At 70.5% G+C, this 23,928-nt stretch carries 18 protein-coding genes and 1 pseudogene; 18 read left to right on the top strand and 1 reads right to left on the bottom strand.

What is annotated here, in order from left to right; all coding sequences use genetic code 11:
- Window positions 1–5: 5 nt before the first annotated feature.
- The 14 genes and pseudogenes from nusA (at window position 6) to prfB (ending at window position 16,675) form a co-directional block, all read left to right on the top strand.
- Window positions 6–1,427, top strand: a complete 1,422-nt coding sequence (nusA, locus tag IPJ59_RS01830; protein ID WP_293269503.1) for a transcription termination factor NusA — start codon at window positions 6–8, stop codon at window positions 1,425–1,427.
- An 86-nt stretch (window positions 1,428–1,513) separates the two neighbouring features.
- Entirely contained in the window at window positions 1,514–1,834 is a 321-nt protein-coding gene (locus tag IPJ59_RS37485) for a YlxR family protein (RefSeq protein ID WP_366524519.1), read from the top strand.
- Window positions 1,835–1,837: 3 nt separating this feature from the next.
- A pseudogene (locus tag IPJ59_RS37490) lies at window positions 1,838–1,978 on the top strand (translation initiation factor IF-2 N-terminal domain-containing protein); the annotation flags it as partial.
- Window positions 1,979–2,171: 193 nt separating this feature from the next.
- Complete coding sequence (infB, locus tag IPJ59_RS01835) at window positions 2,172–5,435, top strand: translation initiation factor IF-2 (RefSeq protein WP_293269505.1); 3,264 nt, start codon at window positions 2,172–2,174, stop codon at window positions 5,433–5,435.
- A 154-nt stretch (window positions 5,436–5,589) separates the two neighbouring features.
- Window positions 5,590–5,961 carry a 30S ribosome-binding factor RbfA gene (gene rbfA, locus IPJ59_RS01840; protein ID WP_293254064.1) on the top strand — a complete coding sequence of 124 codons (372 nt, stop codon included), beginning with the start codon at window positions 5,590–5,592 and terminating at the stop codon, window positions 5,959–5,961.
- Complete coding sequence (gene truB, locus IPJ59_RS01845) at window positions 5,958–7,100, top strand: tRNA pseudouridine(55) synthase TruB (RefSeq protein ID WP_293269506.1); 1,143 nt, start codon at window positions 5,958–5,960, stop codon at window positions 7,098–7,100. The genes rbfA and truB overlap by 4 nt, the downstream gene beginning before the upstream one ends.
- Before the next feature lie 91 nt (window positions 7,101–7,191).
- Window positions 7,192–7,461 carry a 30S ribosomal protein S15 gene (rpsO, locus tag IPJ59_RS01850; protein ID WP_293254070.1) on the top strand — a complete coding sequence of 90 codons (270 nt, stop codon included), beginning with the start codon at window positions 7,192–7,194 and terminating at the stop codon, window positions 7,459–7,461.
- 171 nt (window positions 7,462–7,632) lie between these two features.
- Window positions 7,633–9,738 carry a polyribonucleotide nucleotidyltransferase gene (gene pnp / locus IPJ59_RS01855; RefSeq protein ID WP_293269507.1) on the top strand — a complete coding sequence of 702 codons (2,106 nt, stop codon included), beginning with the start codon at window positions 7,633–7,635 and terminating at the stop codon, window positions 9,736–9,738.
- A 27-nt stretch (window positions 9,739–9,765) separates the two neighbouring features.
- Window positions 9,766–10,317: a dUTP diphosphatase gene (dut, locus tag IPJ59_RS01860; protein WP_293254078.1), complete on the top strand. Its 552-nt coding sequence runs from the start codon at window positions 9,766–9,768 to the stop codon at window positions 10,315–10,317.
- Between the two features lie 14 nt (window positions 10,318–10,331).
- Window positions 10,332–12,461 (top strand): protein kinase, encoded by a 2,130-nt coding sequence (locus tag IPJ59_RS01865; protein ID WP_293269508.1) that lies wholly within the window; start codon window positions 10,332–10,334, stop codon window positions 12,459–12,461.
- 117 nt (window positions 12,462–12,578) lie between these two features.
- Entirely contained in the window at window positions 12,579–13,556 is a 978-nt protein-coding gene (locus tag IPJ59_RS01870) for a phosphoribosylaminoimidazolesuccinocarboxamide synthase (RefSeq protein ID WP_293254084.1), read from the top strand.
- Window positions 13,557–13,634: 78 nt separating this feature from the next.
- The gene (locus IPJ59_RS01875) at window positions 13,635–13,994 is read left to right on the top strand and encodes a phage holin family protein (protein ID WP_293254087.1); all 360 of its coding nucleotides are present in this window, start codon (window positions 13,635–13,637) and stop codon (window positions 13,992–13,994) included.
- 123 nt (window positions 13,995–14,117) lie between these two features.
- Window positions 14,118–15,506: an amidophosphoribosyltransferase gene (gene purF, locus IPJ59_RS01880; RefSeq protein WP_293269509.1), complete on the top strand. Its 1,389-nt coding sequence runs from the start codon at window positions 14,118–14,120 to the stop codon at window positions 15,504–15,506.
- Between the two features lie 16 nt (window positions 15,507–15,522).
- A protein-coding gene (prfB, locus tag IPJ59_RS01885) for a peptide chain release factor 2 (RefSeq protein WP_463673344.1) occupies window positions 15,523–16,675 on the top strand; the annotation gives its coding sequence in 2 pieces (ribosomal slippage) (window positions 15,523–15,606 and window positions 15,608–16,675; 1,152 coding nt in all).
- A gap of 253 nt (window positions 16,676–16,928) precedes the next feature.
- Here prfB and IPJ59_RS01890 read toward each other — a convergent pair.
- Window positions 16,929–17,051, bottom strand: a complete 123-nt coding sequence (locus tag IPJ59_RS01890) for a hypothetical protein (protein WP_293269510.1) — start codon at window positions 17,049–17,051, stop codon at window positions 16,929–16,931.
- Between the two features lie 363 nt (window positions 17,052–17,414).
- On the opposite strand from IPJ59_RS01890, the gene IPJ59_RS01895 reads away from it, so the two are divergent.
- From IPJ59_RS01895 to bamA, 4 genes are all read left to right on the top strand, one after another.
- On the top strand, window positions 17,415–18,701 hold the full coding sequence (locus IPJ59_RS01895) for an ABC transporter permease (RefSeq protein ID WP_293269512.1): 1,287 nt from the start codon (window positions 17,415–17,417) through the stop codon (window positions 18,699–18,701).
- Window positions 18,698–20,461 carry an ABC transporter permease gene (locus IPJ59_RS01900; protein ID WP_293269513.1) on the top strand — a complete coding sequence of 588 codons (1,764 nt, stop codon included), beginning with the start codon at window positions 18,698–18,700 and terminating at the stop codon, window positions 20,459–20,461. The genes IPJ59_RS01895 and IPJ59_RS01900 overlap by 4 nt, the downstream gene beginning before the upstream one ends.
- A 106-nt stretch (window positions 20,462–20,567) precedes the next feature.
- The gene (locus tag IPJ59_RS01905; RefSeq protein ID WP_366524538.1) at window positions 20,568–21,278 is read left to right on the top strand and encodes an ABC transporter ATP-binding protein; all 711 of its coding nucleotides are present in this window, start codon (window positions 20,568–20,570) and stop codon (window positions 21,276–21,278) included.
- Entirely contained in the window at window positions 21,275–23,863 is a 2,589-nt protein-coding gene (gene bamA, locus IPJ59_RS01910; protein WP_293269514.1) for an outer membrane protein assembly factor BamA, read from the top strand. Before IPJ59_RS01905 ends, bamA begins: the two co-directional genes overlap by 4 nt.
- Window positions 23,864–23,928 lie beyond the last annotated feature (65 nt).

The raw sequence follows: 23,928 nt of genomic DNA on the forward strand, positions 1-23,928 counted from the left end.
ATCCCATGGAAGAAGTAGTCAACCTCAATACCGTGCTCGAACAGGTCTGCGCCGAGAAGAACATCTCGCGCGAGGTCCTGATCGAGACTGTTGAGCAGGCGGTGGCGACGGCGGCCAAGAAGGTCTTCGAAGATCGAGAGATCGAGGCCAGCTTCGACCCCGAGACCGGCAACGTGAACCTCTTCCAGGTCCTCTATGTCGTCGAGGACGTGCAGTCGCGGCACCGCGAGATCAGCCTGGAGCAGGCCCATCGCGCCGGACTCGAGGCCGAGGTCGGCGACGAGCTGCTGTTCCAGATCTTCTATCTCGACGGCGACAAGAAGCGCGCCGAGCAGCAGTCGAAGGACTACGCCGAGATCGACGCCCTGCAGTTCGGTCAGCACGGCTTCGGTCGCATCGCCGCCCAGACGGCGAAGCAGGTGATCATCCAGCGCGTCCGCGAGGCCGAACGCGAGAACATGTTCGACGCCTACAAGGACAAGAAGGGCGAGCTCATGACGGGCATCGTCCGCCGCTTCGAGCGCGGGTCCATCGTGGTCGAGGTCGACAACGGCAAGGCCGAGGCGCTGCTGCCCGCCCGCGAGCAGGTCCCGCGCGAGTCGCTGCGCCCCGGCGACCGCATCGTCGCCTACGTGAAGGACGTCGACAAGTCGGCCCGCGGCCCGCAGATCATCCTCTCCCGCACCCACCGCGGCCTGGTCGAGAAGCTGTTCGAGCACGAGGTCCCCGAGATCTACGAGGGCATCGTCCGCATCGAGGCCTGCGCCCGCGAGCCCGGCGCCCGCAGCAAGATCGCCGTGTCCTCGCGCGACCGCGACGTCGACCCGGTCGGCGCCTGCGTCGGCATCCGCGGCAGCCGGGTCCAGGCCGTCGTCCAGGAGCTGCGCGGCGAGAAGATCGACATCGTCCCCTACAACGACGACCCGGCCCGCTTCGTGTGCAACGCGATCCAGCCGGCCACCGTCTCGCGCGTGCTCATCGACGCCGAGCGCCACACGATGGAGCTCGTGGTCCCCGACGACAAGCTCAGCCTGGCGATCGGCAAGAAGGGCCAGAACGTCCGCCTGGCCTCGCGGCTCACCGGCTGGCGTATCGACATCTACTCCGAGAGCAAGCTGCGCCAGATGGAGCGCCGCAGCCTCGCCGAGATGGCCGCCATCCCCGGGGTCGGGGACGCCGTCGCTGGCGCCCTGTTCCAGATGGGCTGGCGCAACCTCCGTGACCTAGCCATCGCCGACGCCGACGAGCTCGCCCAGGTCCCCGGCGTGGGTTCGGTCGACCGGGCCGAGTCCATCATCGAGGTCGCCAATGACGCCGCCAGCGGCAAGCTGACGCTCGCGGTCAAGTATCCGGAGCCCGCGTCCGACGAGAACCGCATGGTCGTCGATCCCAGCGAGGACGAGGGCTACGCCGGGGGTGACGCCTGAATATGCACGTGCCGATGCGCACCTGTGTCGGTTGTCGACACGTCCGCCCGCAGGCGGAGCTCCTGCGCACTCGCTGCCAGAGCGGCATGCCCGTGCCTGCCTTGCGCCCGACCGCACCGGTCTCCGCCCTTGGTCCCACGCCCTCCGGGCCTGGCCCCAAGGACAGGATCGGTCGCTCGGCTTACTTGTGTCCGTCGCGGTCCTGCCTGGTACAGGCGGTCCGCCGCGGCGGCTTCGCCCGGACGTTCCAGGCGGGGCCCGTCACCGCCGACGTGGACCTGTTGTGGGCGGCCCTGAGTGAATCCGTGAACCGAGAATCCGACCTGATGCAGAGAAGCGGCCCCGGCCGTGTCCACCGACTCCAATCGCTGGCGGCCGCGCTGAACGCCTCGGGGAGGGGTGCCTGAATTATGGCGAAGATCCGCGTCTACGAGCTGGCCAAAGAGCTGGGCAAAGATAACAAGGACATGGAGAACCACATCCGTGGCCTCGGTGTCGAAATCAAGGGCGTGATGAGCACCCTCGACGACGACCAGGCCGAGCTGGTTCGCCGTCACCTCCAGAGCGGTCGCCGCGAGCCGGAGCGTCGCCCCACAGGCGGCCCCGCGCCCGCAGGTCAACCCGCCCCTGGCAACCCCGGCAAACCCTGGTGGCCACCCTGGTGGCAATCACCCTGGTGGCAATCACCCGGTTGGGAACAGCCAACACCCCGGCAACACCGCCGCGGGGGCCCAGCCTGCGCCGGTGATCCGCCGTCGCAGCGTCGGTCCGCGCCCCGGCGAGGACGACGAGGCCCCGACGCCGCCCACCCCGACCCGCGTCGAGGCGCCGCGCCCGACCTTCACGAGCAACGCCCCGAACCCGGCGCTCCGACGTCCCGGCGGTCCCTCGGGACATGTCCCGACGACCAGCCCCGCGCCGGTCGTGCGAGCGAGCGTCACCCCGCCCGTCGCCCACGTCCCACTGCCGGCGCCGCTCGCCCACGCAGCTCCGCATGCCGACCCGACGCCCGCTCCGACGCCCGCTCCGACGCCCGCGCCCGTCCCCACGGCGCTCGGTTCGTCGCAGGCCGTGACCCCGCCCCGCGCTGTCGCCGACCCGCCCCGCGTGAGCGCGAGCCCCGAGCCCCCGCGGCCCGAGCCTCGCGTCGTCGTCCCCGACGAGCACACCGCTGCGGCCAGCGCCCCGCCGGCCGCGTCACGCACAGAGCCGCGGACGGAGCCGATCGCCGCGCGCGAGCCGACCCCGAGCCAGCCGCCCCCCGCGGCCCGTCCGCAGCCGCAAGCCCCGAATCGGCCGGCCCCGACGACCGCCGCTCCGGTCCAGTCGCGCCCGACGACGCCCACGCAGCAGCCCAGTCGCCCCAACAGCGCCAGCCCGGCCAGCCGCACCCCCGCACCCCCGCAGCCGCGGGCCAGCGAGGTTGAACCCAAGCCGGCCGTAGGCAGCCGCATCCAGCTGCCCGCCAACACTCGCCGCCTGCCCGGCGGCATCGCTGCCCGCATGGACGACGACACCCCGCGGCGTGACAGCCCGCGCGAGATGCCGCAGGTCCGCCACGGTGGTGAGCGTCGCGGCGACAGCCAGACCAGCGCCCACGCCCAAAGCCCAAGCAGTGGGCCGAGCCCGATCGGCCAGCCGCTCAAGCCCGGGGTGCAGACGCGGCCCGGCCCCGGCCGCCCTGGTGCCACCGGTATCACCGGCACGCGCCCGCTGCAGACCACCGGCACCAAGCCGCTGACCTCCGGTTCGCAGCCGCAGCAACAACCGCCGCAGCAGCAGCAGCAACAACAGCCGCAGCAGCAGCACCACCAACAGCACCATCAGGCCCCCTCGCGCCAGAGCGCTTCGGATCGCGCCCACGGCGGCCTGACCCGCGGCGTCGAGGTCACCCGCGGCCCGCAAGGCACGCCGATCGCGACCCGCGCGGCCAATCCTGTCGCGGCGCCGGTGCCCCAGACCATCATCGAGACCGACGAGGCCACCGGCCGCCGCGTCGTCCGCAACGAGTCCGGCGTGATCGTCGGCGCCGCCTCGCAGCGCGCCGAGCCGAAGATCGTCGGCTTCATCCCGCTGGCCAACCGCGCTCGCCCGCAGCAGGTGATCATCACCGACGCCAGCGAGACGGAGCAGCGCGGCCGCGCCACCGTCCGCAAGCAGCGCGAGGAGCGGGCCCAGGCCCAGGGTCGCCGCCGCAAGATGACGGTGCGCAACATGGGCCGGCGCCCGGGCGGCCCGGCCACCCGCATCACCACCCAGGAGATGAGCGACGCGAAGAAGCGCATCCGCGTCGACGAGGTCATCCAGATCGCCGATCTGGCGCACCAGATGGGCAAGAAGGCCACCGCCGTGCTGCGCCTCCTGTGGGGCATGGGCATGCGCGGCCTGACGATCAACAACGTGATCGACTCCGACACCGCCGAGCTGGTCGCCAGCGAGTTCGGCTACACGATCGACAACGTCGCCTTCCAGGAGGACGAGTTCATCGAGGGCTGGGACGAGGCCGCCGGTGAGACCCGGGCCCCGGTCGTGACCTTCATGGGGCACGTCGACCACGGCAAGACCTCCCTGATGGACGCGCTGCGCAAGAGCGCGGTCGCCAAGCACGAGGCCGGCGGCATCACCCAGCACATCGGCGCCTACAAGGTCTCGACGCCCAAGGGCGACGTGGTCTTCCTCGACACCCCTGGCCACGAGGCCTTCTCGGCGATGCGTACGCGCGGCGCCCAGGTCACGGACGTGGTGGTCCTGGTGGTCGCCGCCGACGACGGCATCATGCCGACCACGATCGAGGCGATCAAGCAGGCCCGCGACGCCAACGTCCCGATCGTCGTCGCCATCAACAAGGTCGACAAGCCCGACGCCAACCCCGGACGCATCAAGCAGATGCTGATGGAGTACCACCTCGTCGGCGAGGAGTTCGGCGGCGACACGATCATCTGCGAGGTGTCCGCCAAGACCGGCAAGAACATCGACCAGCTGCTCGAGATGCTGGCGGTCCAGGCCGAGATCCTCGACCTGCGCGCCACCAGCGCCGGCCGCGCTCAGGGCGTCGTGCTCGAGGCCCGCGTCGACAAGGGCCGCGGCCCGATCTCGACCGTGCTGGTCGAGGCGGGCACCCTCATCAAGGGCGACATCGTGGTCGCCAACGAGTACAGCGGCAAGGTCCGCGGGCTGCTCGACGATCGCGGCAAGACCCTCGAAGCCGTCGGTCCGTCGACCCCGGTCGAGCTGCTCGGCCTCGACGGCGTGCCGTCCGCGGGCGACCGCTTCAACGTCGTCGAGAACGAGAAGGCCGCCCGCCAGCTCATCGCCCACCGCCGCGAGACCCGGCGCCGCAAGGAGTCGGTCCGCACCGGGCCGAGCATCCAGGACTTCATCCAGCGCAAGAAGACGCCGACCCTGAAGATCGTCATGCGGGCCGACGTGCAAGGCTCCGCCGAGGCGCTCAAGCAGGCCCTGCTCGAGCTCTCCACCGATAAGGTCAAGGTCGAGGTCATCCTCGCGGGCGTCGGCGCCATCACCCAGACGGACGTCAAGATGGCCTCCGCTGGCGAGGCCGTGATCATCGGCTTTAGCACCAAGCCGGTCGGCAAGGCCGCGCCCACCGCCGAGGCCGAGAAGGTCCCGATCTTCGTCTTCAACATCATTTACGAGGCGCTCGACAAGGTCCGCGAGCTCATGATCGGGCTGCTCGAGCCCGAGTACCGCGAGCGCGAGCAGGGCGAGGCCGAGGTCCGCGCGCTGTTCCCGATCCCCAAGATCGGCGTCGTCGCCGGCTGCCGCGTCACCCGCGGCATCATCCAGCGCAGCAGCCACGTCCGCGTGGTCCGCCGCGGTGTGGTGATCCACAAGGGCAAGATCGCCAGCCTTCGCGTCATGAAGGATGACGTGAAGGAAGTCCGCGACGGCTTCGAGTGCGGCATCGTCGTCGACAGCTTCCCGGAGATCGAGCCCGGGGACATCATCCAGGCCTTCGACATGGAGACCTTGACCCCGACCCTGTAACCTTTGCGGGCCCCCAGCGGCCCCCGAGGGGCGCAGGGGAGAGCAGGGCCTCGGGCGTCCCGGAGAGCCGGGACGCCCGAGTCAATTCACTGCCAGCTTGAAGGTTGGCGTCAATCTTGGCTTCATCGTTGGGACAGCACGCATGAGCACACGCATGGAACGAGTCGAGGAGACGCTGCGGCGCGCCATCGCCGACGTCCTGTTGGTCGGTGGTCTGCGCGACCCCCGGCTGCAGGGCGTCACCTTCAGCGTCACCGGCGTCAAGGTCGACGCCGACCTCACCCTCGCCCGCGTCTTCGTCGACATCCTCTCGCAGGGCGCCGATGAGGCCGCTGTGCTCGCCGGTCTGCGCGCAGCCGCGGCCGCCGTCCGCCACGAACTCCGCGAAAAGGTGCAGATGCGCCGACTCCCGACCCTCCGCTTCGAGCGCGACACCAGCATCCACCAGGGCCTGCAGGTCGAGCGCATCCTCGCCGAGATCCGTGACCAGGACGCCGGCCGCACGCCCGACAAGGACGGGGCATGAACGAGGCGACGGCGCCCTCCGCCTCCGCACCGTGGGGCGTGCTCCTCGTCGACAAGCCCGAGGGCCCCACCTCGCACGACGTCGTCGGCTGGGTCCGCTGGGCCCTCGGCGAGTCGCAGGTCGGCCACTGCGGCACCCTCGACCCGGCCGCCTCCGGACTCCTGGTCCTCTGCATCGGCCCGGCCACCCGCCTGGTCCCGTACCTCACCGGCGTCGACAAGTCCTACCGCGCCCGCTTCGCCCTCGGCCGCAGCACCACCACCGAGGACCGCGAGGGCAGCACCGTCGCCTACGCCGAGGTCAGCCCGCGCAAGCGTGCCGCAGCCCGCACCGCCCTCGCCGAACTCCACGGCCTGCTCATGCTCTCGCCGCCCGCCTTCTCCGCGGTCAAGGTCGCCGGTCAGCGCGCCCACCGACTCGCGCGCCGCGGCCAGACCGTCGAGCTCCCCCCACGCCCCATGACCGTGCTCTCGGTGCACGACCTCCTCGCCGACCCCGATCCCGCCGCGCTCGAGCCCTGGATCGAGGCGACAATGACAGTGAGCAAGGGCACGTATTTGCGCACCCTCGCCGTCGAGCTCGGTCGTCGCGTCGGCGTCCCCGCCCACCTCGGCGCCCTGCGCCGCGTCGCCAGCGGCCCGCTCGACCTCGCTGATCCCCGCACCGTCACCGGCCTCCTCGCCGAGCCCCTGCCAGCCCGACCTGGCTTGCCCCCCAAGCTGCGCCTGCGCTGGCCCGCCATCGAAGGCACGACTGTCGTAGGCGCCAGCGGGGCCAGCGGGGCCAGCGAGGGCAGGGGAGACGCTCGCCAGGCGATCAGCGCCGCCTTGCAAGCGGCCCTCATCGATCCCTGCGACGCGCTCGGCCTCCCGCTGGTGGTGATCGGCCCCGACGATCCCCGCGTCGCCACCCTCACGCGGCTGCGTCAGGGCCAGGCCGTGACGGTCGACGCCGGTCACGCCGCCTGGCTCCCGAGCGCGCCGATCCTCTCGGGCGAGGGCCTCCCGCCGGCGCCTCGTCTGGTCCTGCGCGACGCTGACGGCATCGTCGTGGTCCGCCGCGAGGCCACCGCCGACGGCGAAGTCCTGCGCCCCGAGCGGGTCCTCGGCCCCTCGCGCGTACCTGCACCAACGGCTTGACAACGCCGCCCGTCACCACGATTCTCCCGGTCGCAAAAGCAACACTTACTTCCCGGAGGCATGGGCCTCCCCCCACGAGCTACGAGCCATCATGTCCCTTTCTGTCGATCGCAAGGCCGAGGTTGTCAGCAAGTTCCAGACCCACGAGGGCGACACTGGATCGCCCGAGGTTCAGGTCGCGCTGCTGACCACCCGCATCAACTACCTCACCGAGCACTTCCGGACCCACGCGAAGGACTTCCACTCGCGCCGCGGCCTGCTCAAGCTGGTCGGCCAGCGCCGCCGCCTCCTCGACTACCTCCGGGGCAGCAGCGTCGACCGCTACCGCTCCCTCATCGGCGCCCTCAACATCCGCAAGTAACCCCGCAAAGGCGCCCTCCTGGGCGCCTTTTTTCTGGGCTCATTCTCTGTTCCGTTCTTTGGGGGCGCCGCGCGCCGAGCCATGGCCGAGCTGCCGTGGGATCGCCAGGGCTGACGCGCAGGCCAGGTCCCCTCTCCACAAGTTCCTCCCACGGCGGAAAGCTCCGCCACCATGAATACCGTCACCGAGAGCTGCTCGATCGGCGAGGTCGAGATCAGCATTGAGACCGGCAAGCTCGCAAAGCAGGCCAGCTCTGTCGTCATCCGCTGCGGCGAGACCACCGTCCTCGTCACCGCCGTCTCCCAGCGCGAGCCGAAGGACCTGCCCTTCCTCCCGCTCACCGTCGAGTACCGCGAGTACAACGCCGCCGCCGGCAAGATCCCCGGCGGCTACTTCAAGCGCGAGGGTCGCCTCACCGACCAGGAGACGCTGACCTGCCGCTTCATCGACCGGCCGATCCGGCCGCTCTTCCCCAAGAGCTACCGCTGCGACACCCAGGTCATCGGCACCGTGCTCTCGCACGACAAGGTGCACGAGCCCGACGTCCTCGCGATCACCGGCGCCTCCGCGGCGCTGGCCCTGAGCGACGCCCCGTGGGCCGGCCCGATCGCCGGGGTCCGCGTCGCCCGCGTGCAGGGCAAGTTCATCGCCTTCCCCTCGTGGGACCAGATCAAGATCGCCGACATCGTCATCGTCGTCGCCGTCAGCCGCGACGCGATCGTCATGGTCGAGGGTGGCGCCGAGCAGGCCACCGAGTCCGACATGATCGACGCCCTGATGTTCGCCAAGGACGCCGCGGCCCCGCTGATCGCCCTGCAGGACCGCCTGCGCGAGCGCGCCGGCAAGCCCAAGCGCATCCACATCGAGCCCGCCGTCGACCAGGACTTCCGCGGCGCCGTCATGGCCGCCGCCGAGCCCGAGCTCAAGGTCGCCTTCGCGATCGTCGGCAAGGCTGAGCGCCGTGAGGCGATCGAGGCGGTCACCCGGGCCATCACCGCCAAGTTCATCGTCGAGCACCCGCACCGCGGTCAGGAGATCGCCAGCGCGCTGTCCAAGCTCGAGAAGAAGATCGTCCGTCAGCGGGTGATCAAAGAGGGCAAGCGCATCGACGGCCATGGCACCCGCGACGTCCGCCCGATCTACATCGAGGCCCACCCGCTGGCACGCCCGCACGGCTCGGCGCTGTTCCAGCGCGGCGAGACCCAGGCGATCGTCACCACCACTCTCGGCACCGAGCAGGACGTCCAGCGCCTCGACACGATCCGCGGCGACGTCCACCGCCACTTCCTGCTCCACTACAACTTCGCCCCGTTCTGCACCGGCGAGGCCAAGCCGCTGCGCGGCCAGTCGCGCCGCGAGATCGGCCACGGCGCCCTCGCCGAGCGGGCGCTCCGCTACGTCCTCCCGACCCACGAGCGCTTCCCCTACATGATCCGCATCGTCAGCGAGACCCTCGAGTCCAACGGCTCGAGCTCGATGGCCGCGGTCTGCGGCGGCTGCCTCAGCCTCATGGACGCCGGCGTCCCGATCAAGGCGCCGGTCGCCGGCATCGCCATGGGCCTCATGCAGGAGGGCAAGGAGATCGCGATCCTCTCCGACATCCTCGGCGACGAGGACCACCTCGGCGACATGGACTTCAAGGTCACCGGCACCCGCACCGGCATCACCGCCCTGCAGATGGACATCAAGGTCGAGGGCCTCACCCGCGAGATCCTCACCGCCGCGCTCGACCAGGCCCGCGAGGGTCGCCTGCACATCCTCGGCAAGATGCTCGAGGTGCTCCCCGAGCCGCGCGCCGACATCAGCAAGTACGCCCCGCGCATCGTCACCGTGCAGGTCAAGGTCGACAAGATCCGCGACATCATCGGACCCGGCGGCAAGACGATCCGCGCGATCATCGAGCAGACCGGCTGCGCCATCAACGTCGACGACAGCGGTCGCGTCAGCATCGCCTCCGACGACCCGGCGCGGATCGCCAAGGCCAAGGCGATCATCGAGGGCCTCACCGCCGAGGCCGAGGTCGGCGCCGTCTACCACGGCGTCGTCAAGCGCATCGTCGACTTCGGCGCCTTCGTGGAGATCCTGCCCGGCACGGATGGCCTGGTCCACATCTCCGAGCTGGACGACCGCCGCGTCGAGCGCGTCACCGACGTCGTCCAGGAGGGCGACGAGGTGGTGGTGAAGGTCCTCAATGTCGACCAGACCGGCAAGATCCGGCTGAGCCGCCGCGCCGCCTTCGGGGTCGACCCGTCGGAGGTCCAGAACCTGCGCGGCTAGCCCTACATCCGCGCAGGGACGCCGACCATGGCCATGACGGCGAACCACGATACGCGGGACACGCATCGGGATAACCACCCGCCGCTGCTCGTGCGGCGGCTCCACCCGGATGCCGCCCTCCCGCGACGGATGAGCGAGGGGGCCGCCGGGCTCGACCTGGCCGCCTGCCTACCCGCAGGCCCGGTGCTCCTGGCCCCCGGAGAACGTCGTTTGGTCGCCACAGGCCTGGCCCTGGCGATCCCCGACGGCTACGAGGGCCAGGTCCGTCCGCGCTCTGGCCTGGCGCTACGCCACGGCGTCGCGATCGTCAATGCACCAGGTACAATCGACGCCGACTACCGTGGCGAGCTCCAGGTCATCCTCATCAACCTCGGCGATGTACCCTTCGAGGTCCGTCACGGCGAGCGCATCGCCCAACTGGTGCTCGCGCCGGTCGCCATGCTCGCCCCACGCGAGGTCGACGAGCTCCCAGCTGCAGGCACCACTCTCTTCGCTGCAGGCACTCCTTTCGCTGCAGGCATGGCCGGCGGCACCCCGATCGCCCGTGGCACTGGCGGCTTCGGCAGCACCGGGCGCTGATCTCCGGAGGCAGTTTGGAGCATAACGTCGGCACCACGATCCTCGGTCGCGTCGAGCTCCTCCGCGAGGAGCCCGCGAGCGTCGGCGTGCAGGTGTTCGGCCCGACCTGGGCCGTGCTCGACAGCGAGTCCGGCGAGCTCGCCCGTGCCTGTGTTCTCGACGCGGAGCTGCTCCCCGACCGCGAGCGCCGCGACGCCTTCGTCGCCAGCCTCAGCAGTCTCGCCAACCTCCGCGAGCCCACGCTCGTCCCCCAGCTCCAGGTCGGCGCCGATGACCACGGCGCCAGCGTCCTCTACGAGCCCCTCCCCGGCGGCGTCGCCTTCGACGACCTGTACGACGGGACAGGCTCCTTCGAGCTCTCCGCCGAGGTCGGCCGGCTCGCCCGCCAGCTCGCGCGCGCACTCGCCTCGTTGCACGCCCACGGCGTCGTCCACGGCATGCTCACCAGCGCCTGCGTGTTCGTCGGCCCGCGCGGCCCCGCCGTCTACCAGTACGGCCTCGCCCCGCTGTGCGACCGCGCCGTGCTGCTCCGCCGGGTCCGCGCCTTCGGTCTCCCCAACCTCGCCCCCGAGGTCGCCAGCGGCGGCGAGTTCACCCCCGCGGCCGACCTCTACGCCTGGGCCGTCACCGTGGCTCAGTTCGCCACCAGCTTCCGCGGCACCGCCGCGATCGAGGCCGTGCGCGCCGGTCAGGAGCTGCCAGGCCTGGGCCCCGCGCTGCGCGGCGTGCTCCAGGCCTGCCTCGCGGACGACCCCGCCGCCCGCCCACGCGACGGCGGCGAGCTGCTCCGCCTCATCGAGGTCGCCGGCCTCGGCGAGGGCTCCGGCGCCGCCCGCCCTGAGGACCTGGCACCTCCACCTGTCCCCGAGGACAGCTCACGTGTCCCCGAAGCCAGCCCCGGACCGAGCCCGACGAACCTGTCCCGAGGGCCAGATTCAGACCCTGCCCCGGCTGTCGCCTCGGCTGGGATCCACGCGGTCCCCGAGGCCGCGAGCCCGGCGGGCAGCGCCCCGGTCGTCGCCTCGCCGCAGCGCGGCCCGGCCGTGGCAAGGCCGGCCACGATCCCGCCGCGCCGGCCTCCGTCGATCCCGGTCATTTCACCCGCGCTCACGTCCGCCCCGCCCAGCTCGATGCGAGCCAGCAAGGATCGTCCGGGCACGATCCCACCGACCGGCATGTCGCTCCCCGTCACCAGCTTCGAGGAGATGCTGATGACGGGCGATCGCCAGCGCCGCCCCGGCACCATCCCCCCGGGCAGCATGCAGGCCGTCTCGGCCGCGTCCGCCGTCACACTGGCGACCAGCACCGCCGCGCCAGCGGCGGCCGCGAGCGCCTCCAACCGCATCGAGCTCTCGCCCGAGGACCTCATGCACGAGTCGGGCTCGTGGTCTCGCAGCGGTCAGGCCACCGGCAAGCCCGGCACACGCCGCGTCCGTGTGCTCACCGACCCGCTCAAGCGCACCGGTGAGCACAGCGCCCTGACCCCCGTCGGTCGCGCCACTCAGCCCGAGGATCTCTCCGGGGACAGCTCGCTCACCCCCATCGACAGCTCGGCGACCAGCGCCGTGCCCGGCGATCTCATCATCGGTGGCACCCGCGAGGAGCTCGATGCCGTCAGCCGCGCAACTACCGTGCGCCTCGATCCTGCATCCGCCGCCGCTGCGGTCCACGCGGCCACCGGCGCCGCCCAGGCCGAGCACGATCGATCGAGCACCCCCGCCGCCGAGCCGGCCCACAGCTCCGTTGCGGACGCGGTGCTACCAGCCCCCGCGGGTGCCAGCGGTCCCACACTCGCGCCCGCCGACACCGCCGAGGCCCCGTCCAGCGTCATCGCATCCGCCGACGCGACGAGCGGGGCTCCGGTCAGCAGCAGCGCCGCTCGCCGCCGCAGCAGCGCCATGTCGGCCTCCAACAATGGTGAGCCACGCGACTGGGGGACCATCCCACCAATGGGCCCCTCCCCGATGGGCCCCCCACCACCGGGCCCCCCCGCGGGCGCACCGCTCGGCCCGCCGAGCAGCCCCGTCCCCGTCGCATCGACACCCGTGGCGACCGACACCGACGTCCGCCCGCCCTCCCGCCTGATCCCGATCCTCGTCCTCGTGGCCCTCGCCCTGCTGGCGATCCTCTTCGCAAGCAGCTGAGCACCCGCCCGATCCTCGAGGCCTTCGCCCGCCTCGCCAGCAGCGGAGCACCCGCGTGCGGAGAGTCGCGGCCCGGGTCGCCCGCGCACCACGCCGCCGCGGCTATCCTGCGCCGCCATGCCGGTCCCCGACGCCCTGCTCCGCAGCGCCCTGGCCCCTGGTGGCACGCTCGCCGCGCTCCCGCCCGAGTTCGCCGCGCTCGGCCGCCACTACAGCGGCAAGGTCCGCGAGAACTACACCCGCGACGGCGAGCGCCTCATCATCGTCACCGACCGCGTCAGCGCCTTCGACGTCGTCCTCGGCACCATCCCGCTCAAGGGCCAGGTGCTCAACGGCCTCGCCGAGCACTGGTTCGCCGCCACCGCCCATATCTTCCCCAACCACCTGATCGCCGTCCCCGATCCGCAGGCCATGCGCGTCGTCGAGTGTCGCCCGATCCCCGTCGAGTTCGTGGTCCGCGGCTACCTCACCGGCGTCAGCGACACCAGCATCTGGCGGGCCTACGAGCAGGGCCGGCGCGAGTTCTGCGGCCACCACCTCCCCGCCGGCCTGCGCAAGCACGAGCGCCTGCCCGCGAACCTGCTCACGCCCTCCACCAAGGCGCCCAAGGGCCAGCACGACCTCAGCGTCAGCAAGGACTGGCTGATCGCCCACGGCCTCATCGACCCCGATCGCTTCGCCACCCTCGAGCGTCGCTGCCTCGACCTGTTCGCCGCCGGCCAGGCCATCGCCGCCGCCCGCGGCCTCCTCCTCGTCGACACCAAGTACGAGCTCGGTCTGCGTGACGACGGCGAGGTCGTGCTCATCGACGAGATCCACACCCCCGACAGCTCGCGCTACTGGTACGCCGACAGCTACCCCGCCGCGATGGCCCGCGGCGAGGACCCGCGCAGCCTCGACAAGGAGTTCCTGCGCCGCTGGCTGGTCGAGCAGGGCTTCCGCGGCGAGGGCCCGCCGCCCGCGCTGCCCGACGAGATCCGCCTCGAGGCCGCGCGCCGCTACATCGAGGTCTACGAGCTGCTCACCGCTCGCCCCTTCGCCGCCGACCCCGAGCCGCCCCTGCAGCGCCTGCGTCGCACGCTCGGCCTGCGCTGATCGACCCAGGCACGCCGCACCGCCGCAGGCTTGAATTCTCGCCCTGCGCGGGCCACTCTCGGCCAGGGAGCGCGCGCCATGCATTCGATGATCGCCTCGTGTCTGGCCTTTGCCTTCGGCCTCATGTTCCTCTCGGCGCTGCTGCCCGGCATGGTCGTGCGCGACCTGTGGAGCGCCGTGAAGGCCGCCGTGATCTGCGGCCTGCTCAGCGCCGTCCTCGGCAAGCTGCTGTTCGCGCTGCTCTCGCTGATCTTCTTCTTCCCGATCCTCATCACCGGCCCGCTCGGCGTGTTCCTCGTCCAGACCTTCGTGAACGCCGTCCTGCTCACGGTCACCGAGAACCTCGTCGACGGCGTCCGGTTCCAGCGCTGGCGCACCGCGCTGTGGGCCGCCGTCGGCCTCACCCTCCTGCAGATGCTCGTCGCCGCGGGCGAGTGACCGCGGCCTTCTCACCTGCGGCCGACGCTCGTCGCCGCGGGCGCACACAGGCGGGTTGGCTCACAGCCGCGGTCGACCCGCGAACGGCGCGCGCAAACGTCGTCCTGCTAGGCTCCGCCCGCGATGTGTGGAGTTTTCGGCGTCTTCAATCACCCCGAGGCTGCGAACCTCACGTATCTCGGCCTCCACGCGCTGCAGCACCGCGGCCAGGAGTCGGCGGGCATCGTCACCAGCCAGGGCGGCACCCTGCACGCCGTGCGCAAGATGGGCCTCGTCGCCGAGGTCTTCACCTCCGAGGTGTTCGCCCAGCTGCCCGGGCGCGTGGCGATCGGCCACGTCCGCTACACCACCTCCGGCGGCTCGCTGCCCAAGAACATCCAGCCGCTCACCGCCGAGGCCCGCCACAGCTCGATCGCCGTCGCCCACAACGGCAACCTCATCAACGCCGAGCAGCTGCGCGACGACCTCGAGGAGGACGGCTCGATCTTCTCGTCCCAGTCCGACACCGAGGTCATCCTCCAGCTCATGGCGCGCAGCCGGGCCGGCGGCTTCGTCGAGCGCCTCATCGACGCCCTCGGCCGGGTCCGCGGCGCCTACAGCCTCGTGTTCACCACCGACGATCGCCTGATTGCCGCCCGCGATCCGCACGGCTTTCGCCCGCTCGTGCTCGGTCGCCTGCGCAGCCACCCGGACTGCTACGTCGTCGCCTCCGAGACCTGCGCCTTCGATCTGATCGAGGCCGAGAAGATCCGCGACATCGCCCCCGGCGAGATCCTCATCATCGACGAGGCCGGCCTCCAGAGCGTCCAGATGCGCCGCGAGACCCGGCGCTTCTGCGTGTTCGAGCACGTCTACTTCGCCCGCCCCGACAGCGTCCTCGACGACCTCTCCGTCTACGACGCCCGCATCGCCATGGGCGAGCAGCTCGCCCGCGAGACCGCCGTCCCCGCCGACGTCGTCGTGCCGGTGCCCGACTCGGGCGTGGTCGCCGCCCTCGGCTTCGCCAAGGCCAGCCAGATCCCGTTCGAGATGGGCCTCATCCGCAACCACTACGTCGGCCGCACGTTCATCGAGCCCAAGGACTCAATCCGCCACTTCGGCGTCAAGCTCAAGCTCAACCCCGTCCCGCAGGTGCTCAAGGGCCGCCGCGTGATCGTCGTCGACGACTCCCTCGTCCGCGGCACGACCTCCCGCAAGATCGTCAAGATGATCCGCGCCGCCGGAGCCGCGGAGGTGCACCTTCGGATCTCCTCGCCGCCCGTCATCAGCCCTTGCTACTACGGCATCGACACCCCGACCCGCGCCGAGCTCCTCGCCTCGACCCACAACCCCGAGGAGGTCGCGCGCTACGTCACGGCCGACACGGTCCGCTATCTCTCGCCCGAGGGCCTCATGCAGGCGGTCCGCGGCGATTCTGGGGTAACCTACTGCACCTCCTGCTTCACCGGCGAGTACCCGCTCCGCTTCACGCCCCCGCAGGGGCGCCGTCAGCTCCGGCTGATCGAGGTGTAGCGACGGCGAGAGCACCATGAACGACCCGCGCAGCCTCCCAGAGCACAACAAGATCACCGAGCAGCTCGCTCGCCTCGCGGCCCGATTGGCCGAGCTGCGGAGGCATCTTTGACTACGTCGGCAAGCGCGAGCGCCTCGAGGAGCTAGACGCCCACACCGCCGACCCGTCGTTCTGGACCAAGAACGACAAGGCCAAGGAGCTGCTGCGCGAGCAGGCCACCACCAAGAAGGTCGTCGACGACCTCGACGAGGCCCAGAAGCGCCTCGACGACGCCGTGACCCTCTACGAGCTCGGGCGCGAGGCCGAGGACGCTGACAGCATCCTCGAGGCGGCCGCCTCGCTCGCCGCGCTCGAGGAGCGCGTCGCCAAGATGGAGTTTCGCCGCATGCTCGGCGGCCGCTTCGACAACGCCAACGCCATCGTCTCGGTCAACGCCGGCGCCGGCGGGGTCGACAGCCAGGACTGGGCCCAGATGCTGCAGCGCATGTACCAGCGCTGGGCCGAGCGCCACGACTTCAAGGTCGAGCTGCTCGACGTCCAGGACGGCGAACAGGCCGGCATCCGCAGCGCCGAGCTGGCGATCGAGGGCGAGTACGCCTACGGCTACCTGCGCTCGGAGATCGGCGTCCACCGCCTGGTCCGCATCAGCCCCTTCGACGCCAACGCCCGCCGCCAGACCAGCTTCGCCAGCGTGATGGTGCTGCCCGACGTCGGTGACAACGACGAGTTCGACGTCGAGATCGTCGACACCGACCTCCGCGTCGACACCTACCGCTCCTCCGGCGCCGGCGGTCAGCACGTCAACAAGACCGAGTCCGCCGTCCGCCTCACCCACCTCCCGACCGGCCTGGTCGTCGCCTGCCAGCTCGAGCGCTCGCAGCACAAGAACATGGCGACCGCACGCCGCATGCTCAAGGCCAAGCTGTGGGACCTCGAGCGCCAGAAGCGAGACGCCGAGCGCGAGCGCATGGAGGGCGAGAAGAAGAAGATCGAGTGGGGCAGCCAGATCCGTTCCTACGTGATTCACCCCTACCAGCAGGTCAACGATCACCGGACCGAGCTCAAGAGCTCCGCCGTCAACGCCACCCTCGACGGTGATCTCGACCCCTTCATCGAGGCCTTCCTCCTCCAGCAGTCCAAGCCCCCCGACGCCGCTGAAGCCAACTGAGCGCCGTGTCCAGCCCCGCATCGTCCCGCCTGCACTGGCACATCGCCTGGCGCCACCTCCGGGTCGGCGAGCGGCCCCCGGCGTGGGTGCGGTCGGTCCTCGCGGTCTCGTTCTACCTCGTGATCGTCGGCCTCGGCCTGGTGCTGTTCGCCCAGTACGGCCTCGCGCCCGAGCCGATCGTCGACACCGGCGCGCTCGCCTTGCCCGCCGGCATCGAGCCCCTCGATCTCATCCCGACCCCGCGGCAGAGCTACTACGGCGCCTTCGGCGGGCTCACCCTGCTGCTCGGCGCGATGCTCCTGCTCGGCGGCGTGCTGTCGCGGATCTTCACCGTCCTCGCCACCGTCATCACCATCTCCGTGATGCTCGGCTGCATGGCCCTCGTGGTCGTGCTCAGCCTGATGACCGGCCTCGAGAACGACCTCCGCGACAAGATCCTCGGCCAGCGCGCGCACATCCGGATCAGCCGCGAGGATCTCAAGCCCTTCGCCGACTACCGCCCGCTCGCCGAGGCCGTCGCCGCCGAGTCTGGCATCCTCGGCGCAAGCCCGTACCTGCAAGGCGAAGTGATGGTGCGCAGCGGCTTCCAGCGCCAGGGCGGCATCCTCCTCGGCATCCTCCCGACCTCCACGCCAGCGTCTCGAACCTCCCGGAGATCCTGCAAGAGGGCGAGTACCGCTTCCTCGCCGAGCCAGCCGCCGTCCCCGAGTCGCAGTTCAACTTCGAGATGCTCCCGCCCGTGCGCGAGCCCGACGAAGTGGACGAGCCAGCCGCCGATCCAGGCGAGCTCGGTGACAAGCCCGCTGGCAAGCCCGCGACCCAGTTCGAGAAGCAGCCCTTCGCCGGCACCGGCGCGACCAGCCTGCCGCCCTCGCCCTTGCCGATCGTCGTCGCCGATCCCGACGATGGCGGCGGCTGGGAGGACCCCGAGCTCGAGATCAACGCGCTGCGAGCCGCTGGCAAGCTGCCACCTGCCCGCGCCACAAACGAGAAGGCGACGCCGGTCAGCCCCGCCGCCGCGCTCCCACCGTTCCCACGCGAGGTCGTCCTCGACGACGAGGAGGGCTGGGAGGACCCCGAGGCCGAGATAGCGAAGCTGCGTAAGCAGGGCAAGCTGCCCCCCGCGTCCGCGACCCCGCAAGTCGAGCCCGAGCCCGAGCCCGAACCCGAACCCGTCGAATCCCCCGACGCGGCCGTCGACGCCGCCGCCACGGCCCCGCTCGACGGCGTGTTCATCGGCAGCGAGAAGGCCAAGGAGCTCGCGGCTCACCTCGGTGATCCCGTCCAGCTCATCACCCCGATCGGCCGCCTGACCCCCGCCGGCCGCATCCCCGGCGTCATGAAGGTCAAGGTCGCCGGCGTGTTCGACGCGCATCACTACGAGTACGACCGCTGGCTCGTCTACGCCGAGCTGAAGCTCGCCCAGGCCTTCCTGCGCGCCGGCGACCGCGTCTCGGGCATCGAGATCAAGGTCGACGACGTCCACCGCCTCGCCGATCGCAAGGCCCAGGTCCAGGCCATCGTCACCCACCTGGGTCGCGACGACCTCGTCGTCCAGGACTGGCAGGAGCTCAACCGCAGCCTCTTCTCCGCGATGGCCCTCGAGAAGATCGCCGTGTTCATCGCCCTGCTCTGCGTCATCCTCGTCGCCTCCTTCGGCATCCTCGGCTCCAACCTCATGAGCGTGCTGGAGAAGGCCAAGGAGATCGCGATCCTCAAGACGATGGGCTGCACCGACCGCCTGATCCAGCGCGTCTTCATCGCCGAGGGTCTGTGCCTCGGCGTCCTCGGCGGCGCGCTCGGCATCGTCGCCGGCATCGGCCTCTGCCTCGTGCTCGACCGCTTCGGCCTCCCGCTCGGCGGCACCCTGCAGGGCTTCGAGGAGCTGCCCGTGGCGATCGACCCGCTCGAGGTTGCGCTGGTCGGCCTCTCCTCGCTGGCGATCGTCTGGCTCTCGAGCCTGTACCCCGCCCGCGTCGCCTCGCGCATGCGACCGGTCGACGCCCTGCGCCAGGCCGAGCGATGAACCGTCTCGAGTGGTGGACCGCGTGGCGCCACCTGCAGGCCCGACGCCCGCCCGCGTGGCTGCGCAGCGTCACCGTCGCCGCGCTCTACGTCGCCCTGATAGGCGGCGGCTTCCTGCTCAGCTCGGCCCTGACCCCGCGCCCTGGTCTGTTCTCGCCGATGGTCCTGCGCGCCGCTCCGGTCGACTACGCCGGCGGTGTCGGCGTCGTCAGCCTCGGCCTCGCCGCCATCGTCCTGGCCTTCTGCGGCCTCGCCCGCCTGTTCAACCTGCTCGCCACGATCATCACCTTCTCGGTCGCCCAGGGCTGCATGGCGCTGGTCCTGGTGCTCGGCCTCATGAGCGGACTGGAGCTCGACCTCCGCGGTCGCCTCCTCGATCACAAGGCTCACCTTCGCATCGCCCGGGCCGACGGCGCCGGCTTCGTCGCCGACGACGCCCTCCTCACCGGCTTGCTCGCCGCCCCGGAGGTCGCCGGCGCCAGTCCGATCCTCGAGGGCGAGGTCCTCCTGCGCACCGCCTACGCCCGCGAAGGCGCCACCCTCCTCGGCATCGACCCCGCGCGCCACCGCGGCGTCACGGCCCTCGCCACCGAGGTCGAACAGGGCTCCTACGCCTTCCTCGGCGCCCCGGAGCGGATCCCTCGCTTCGCCGCTCCGCCGCCACCGGAGCCAGGGCCCGAGCTGCCGCCATCACCTGTCCCTTCAGACACATCACCGGCAGCCGAGGCACCGCTCCCGGCCGACACCGCCGCAGCACCTGTCCCTTCGGCCATGCCAGCCGCCGTCCCCGACGACGAGGACGCCGCCGACGATGGCGGCTGGGAGGACCCCGCGGTCGAGATCCCACGCCTTCGGGCCGAGGGCCAGCTCCCCGCGGCCCTGCCACCCGCGCAGCCCGCGATCTCCGACGATCCCGACGAGACCAACGCTCCCGAAGAGCCCGACGACAGCTCCGAGCCGGTGCTGCCGCCGATCCTGCTCGGACGGGAGCTCGCCAGCCAGCTCGGCGTCGGCCTCGGCGATCCGGTGCAGATCGTCACCCCGGTCGGCCGCATCACCCCCCAGGGCGTCGTGCCCGGCCTGCTGGTCGTGCGCGTCGCCGGCGTGTTCTTCACCGGCATCTTCGACTTCGACCGCAAGCACGTCTACCTCCCGCTCCCGCAGGCCCAGGCGTTTCAGCGGGCCGGCGCGCAGGTCACCGCGATCGAGGTGGCGCTGCGTGACGTCACCGCGATCGACCGCGGCAAGGCGGCCGTGCTCGCCGCGCTCGCTGGCCGCGAGCTCGTGGTCCTCGACTGGCGCGAACAGAACCGCGACCTGTTCTCCGCCATGTTCCTCGAGAAGGTCGCCATGTCGATCGCCCTCGTCTTCGTGATCCTGGTCGCCGCCTTCGGCATCCTCGCCACGAACCTCATGTCCGTCCTCGAGAAGGCGCCGGAGATCGCCATCCTCAAGACGATGGGCTGCAGCGACCGCAGCGTCGCCCGGATCTTCGCCCTCGAGGGCCTGTGCGTCGGGATCCTGGGCACCCTCGGGGGAATCACGGTGGGCGTCGGCCTCGGCCTCGCGCTCGGCATCCACGGCGTTCCGCTGCAGGGCAGCGTGTTCTACCTGGAGCGGCTGCCGATCCAAATTATTCCCGCCGAGGTCGTGACCGTGGCCCTGCTCGCGTTGCTCATCGTCGGCCTGTCGAGCGCCTGGCCCGCCCGTTCGGCGGGCCGCCTGCGACCAGTCGACGGCCTGCGCCTCCGCGACGAGTAGCCACCCACGAGGCGCCGTTGACACGCTGGAGGCCCACGTCTAGGGTTGCGCCATCTTGACCCCCGGCGCCGCGCAGGTTGCGCCCGCACTCGTGCGGGTCGTTCATATGTACAAGGAGTTCACCCACGGGGCGCGAGTCCTGCCGGTGCTCCGCGACGTCAACCTGACCCTGATGCCCGGCGAGATGGTCACCATCATCGGCGCATCGGGTGCCGGCAAGTCGACCCTGCTGCACTGCCTCGGCACCCTCGATCTGCCCACGCGCGGCCAGATCCTGTTCGGCGACACCGACATCACCCGCTTCTCACCGCCGCAGCTGGCCAGCTTCCGCAACGAGACCATCGGCTTCGTGTTCCAGTTCCATCACCTCCTCGGCGAGTTCACCGCCCTGGAGAACGCGATGATGCCGGCGTTGATCGGCCGCGTCGCCCACAAGGAGGCCCGCGAGCGGGCAGGGGACATGCTCCACGCCGTCGGCCTGTCGCACCGCCTCAATCATCGCCCCGGCGAGCTCTCGGGCGGCGAGCAGCAGCGCGTCGCCATCGCTCGCGCGCTGGTCATGCGGCCGCGTCTGCTCCTCGCCGACGAGCCCACCGGCAACCTCGACACGCGCACCTCCGACGAGGTCCACGACCTCCTGTTTCGCATCAACGACGAGCACAAGATGACCCTCCTGGTCGTGACCCACAACATGGACCTCGCGTGGAAGGTCCCGCGGCGGATCCGGATGGAGGACGGCAAGCTCGTCGACGACGTTCGCCACGACCCCAGCGCGGCTCGCGAGCCGCCCCCAGCAGGGACCTCGAGATCCTCGTGAGCCGCCGGCCCCTCACGCGTGCGCTCGCCGCCGCTTTCACGCTGATCCTCGCGGCGCTGCTCGGCGTCCTGCCGGGCCGCGCCGCGGCGTTGCCCTTCGCCGGCGTCGCCGCGGGCGACGACATGATGTTCCGGATGCTCTACCTCGCCGAGGTCCCGCAGGGCCTGTTCGGCCAGCCGATCAGCGAGATCCGCATCGAGGGCAACCGCCGCGTCGAGACCGAGGCGATGATGCTCGAGCTCGAGAGCGGCGTCGGTGAGCTCGTCTCCTCGCGCAACCTCGCCGCCGACATCCGCCGCCTGTGGGCGATGGGCAAGTTCGAGGACATCCGGGTCTCCGGTGAGGCCGCGCCGGACGGCGTCATCCTCACCTACGCGGTCAAGGAGCGCCCCACGGTCCGCAAGATCGTCGTCGAGGGCAACAGCAAGATCAAGCTCGACGACATCAACGAGGTCCTCGACCTCAAGCTGAACTCGATCCTCGACCTCGGGGCCGTCAAGGCCAACGTCGAGAAGGTCAAGCAGGCCTACGTCGAGAAGGGCTTCTTCCTCGCCGAGGTCACCTACGGCCTCAAGCCCGTCGAGGACGAGCCCGGCAAGGTCGACATCCTCATCGTCATCAGCGAGGCCGCCGAGACCGTCGTCCGCAAGATCACCTTCATCGGCAACCAGGCCTTCTCCGACGAGGAGCTGCGCAAGCACATGCTGACCCGCGTCGGCGGCTACCTCAGCGTCGTCACCAAGCGCGCCGGCGGCGTCTTCAACAAGGAGGCCTTCGCCGGCGACTTCCAGATGCTCAAGAACTTCTACAGCGACCAGGGCCACCTGGACGCGAGCATCAAGGACCCCGAGCTGTCCCTCAGCCCCGACCGCCGCTTCGTCTACATCACGATCCCCGTCGACGAGGGCCCGCAGTACAAGATCGGCCGCATCCGCGCCAAGGAGACCCTGGCCCGCGGCGAGAAGGCCCTCTACGACGAGCGCACCCTCGCCGAGTCGATCAGCCCCGTCCTCAAGGAGGGCGACGTCGCCTCGATGGGCAAGGTCCAGACCATCCAGCAGGACATCGAGCGCCGCTACAAGGACGCCGGGCACGCCTACGTCAACGTCATCCCCGACGCCCGCCTCGACAAGGAGAACCTCAAGCTCTACATGACCCTCGAGGTCGGCAAGGGCCCGCTCGTCTACGTCGAGCGCATCAACATCAGCGGCAACGACAAGACCGCCGACAAGGTCATCCGCCGGGAGATGATGCTGCGTGAGGGCGACCTCTACTCCGAGACCGGCAAGGAGGTCTCCGAGTTCAACGTGATGCGCCTCGGCTACTTCAACGACGCGACGCTGTCGACCTCCCCCGGCAGCGCGGAGGACCGCATCGTCCTCAACGTCGAGGTCACCGAGCGCCTCACCGGCACCTTCCAGGTCGGCGCCGGCTTCAGCACCATCGAGAACTTCGTGCTGCAGGCCCAGATCCAGTACGACAACTTCCTCGGCCGCGGCACCACCGTCACGCTCATCGCCCAGATCTCGAGCCTGCGTCGCCTCTTCAACCTCGCGTACGTCACCCGCTACTTCCTGGACTCGCGCTGGAACTTCTCGTTCAACGTCTTCAACTCGCGCAACGTCTTTCCAAGCTTCACCCGCGACAGCACCGGCGTGCGCGTCAGCTGGGGCTACCCGATCCCACGGGTCCCCAACCTCATCGTCTTCGCCGGCTACTCCTTTGAGTACGTGAAGGTAGGCTTCGGCAGCTTCGGCTACGGCTCGGGCGGCGGCCTCTACGGCGCTGGCGCCTACGCCACCCAGTACAGCCAGTCGGCGCTGATCAACAACCTGTTCAACAACGGTATCACCTCGGCCGTCACCGCGCGCATGCGCTACGACACCACCGACAACTACCTGTTCCCCACCGAGGGCATGCGCCATGAGATCGGGGCCGAGGTCGCCAGCAAGTACCTCGGCTCGCACAACCAGTTCAACCGCTACGACGCCAACTTCCGCTTCTACTTCCCGATCATCAAGAGCAAGAAGCCCTTCCGTGCCTGGCTGGTGTTCAAGACCCGCCTGATGCTGGGCTTCATCCACAGCCCGCAGGACAAGGGCGTGCCGATCTTCGAGCGCTACTTCCCCGGAGGCATCTACGGCGACGGCGGCATCCGAGGTTACCGTCTGCGCAGCCTCGGGCCGCAGATCCAGGTCCAGGGCTCGTCGGACCCGACCGCCGGCCTCGTGCCCTACGGTATCGGCGGCAACCTGCTCACGGCACTCAACCTCGAGTTCGAGTTCATGATGGTCCCGCCCGCCAACATCAAGGGCGTGTTGTTCATGGACATCGGCAACGCTTACAACACAGAGCCCCTGTACTGCGTCGCGCCCAACCCGACCGACCTGCCGAAGTCCGACCCCTGCAATCACTTCAGCTTCAAGTCGCTGCGTCGCTCGGTCGGCTTCGGCTTCCGTTGGCAGTCACCGATCGGCCCGCTCCGCTTTGAGTGGGGCTTCCCTCTGGACCGCCAGCCGGCCACGGCGCTGCGCCAAGGCGATGATCCGGTCGTCTTCGAGTTCAACGTCGGCAACTCATTCTGAGCTTCGCGCCCTCGCCACATGGGGTGAGCTAGACCACGGCCCTTGTGGGGCGGTGCATGGCTGTG

This window comes from Nannocystis sp. (genome assembly GCF_016714285.1).
In the GTDB taxonomy this organism is placed as follows: Bacteria; Myxococcota_A; Polyangia; order Nannocystales; family Nannocystaceae; genus Nannocystis.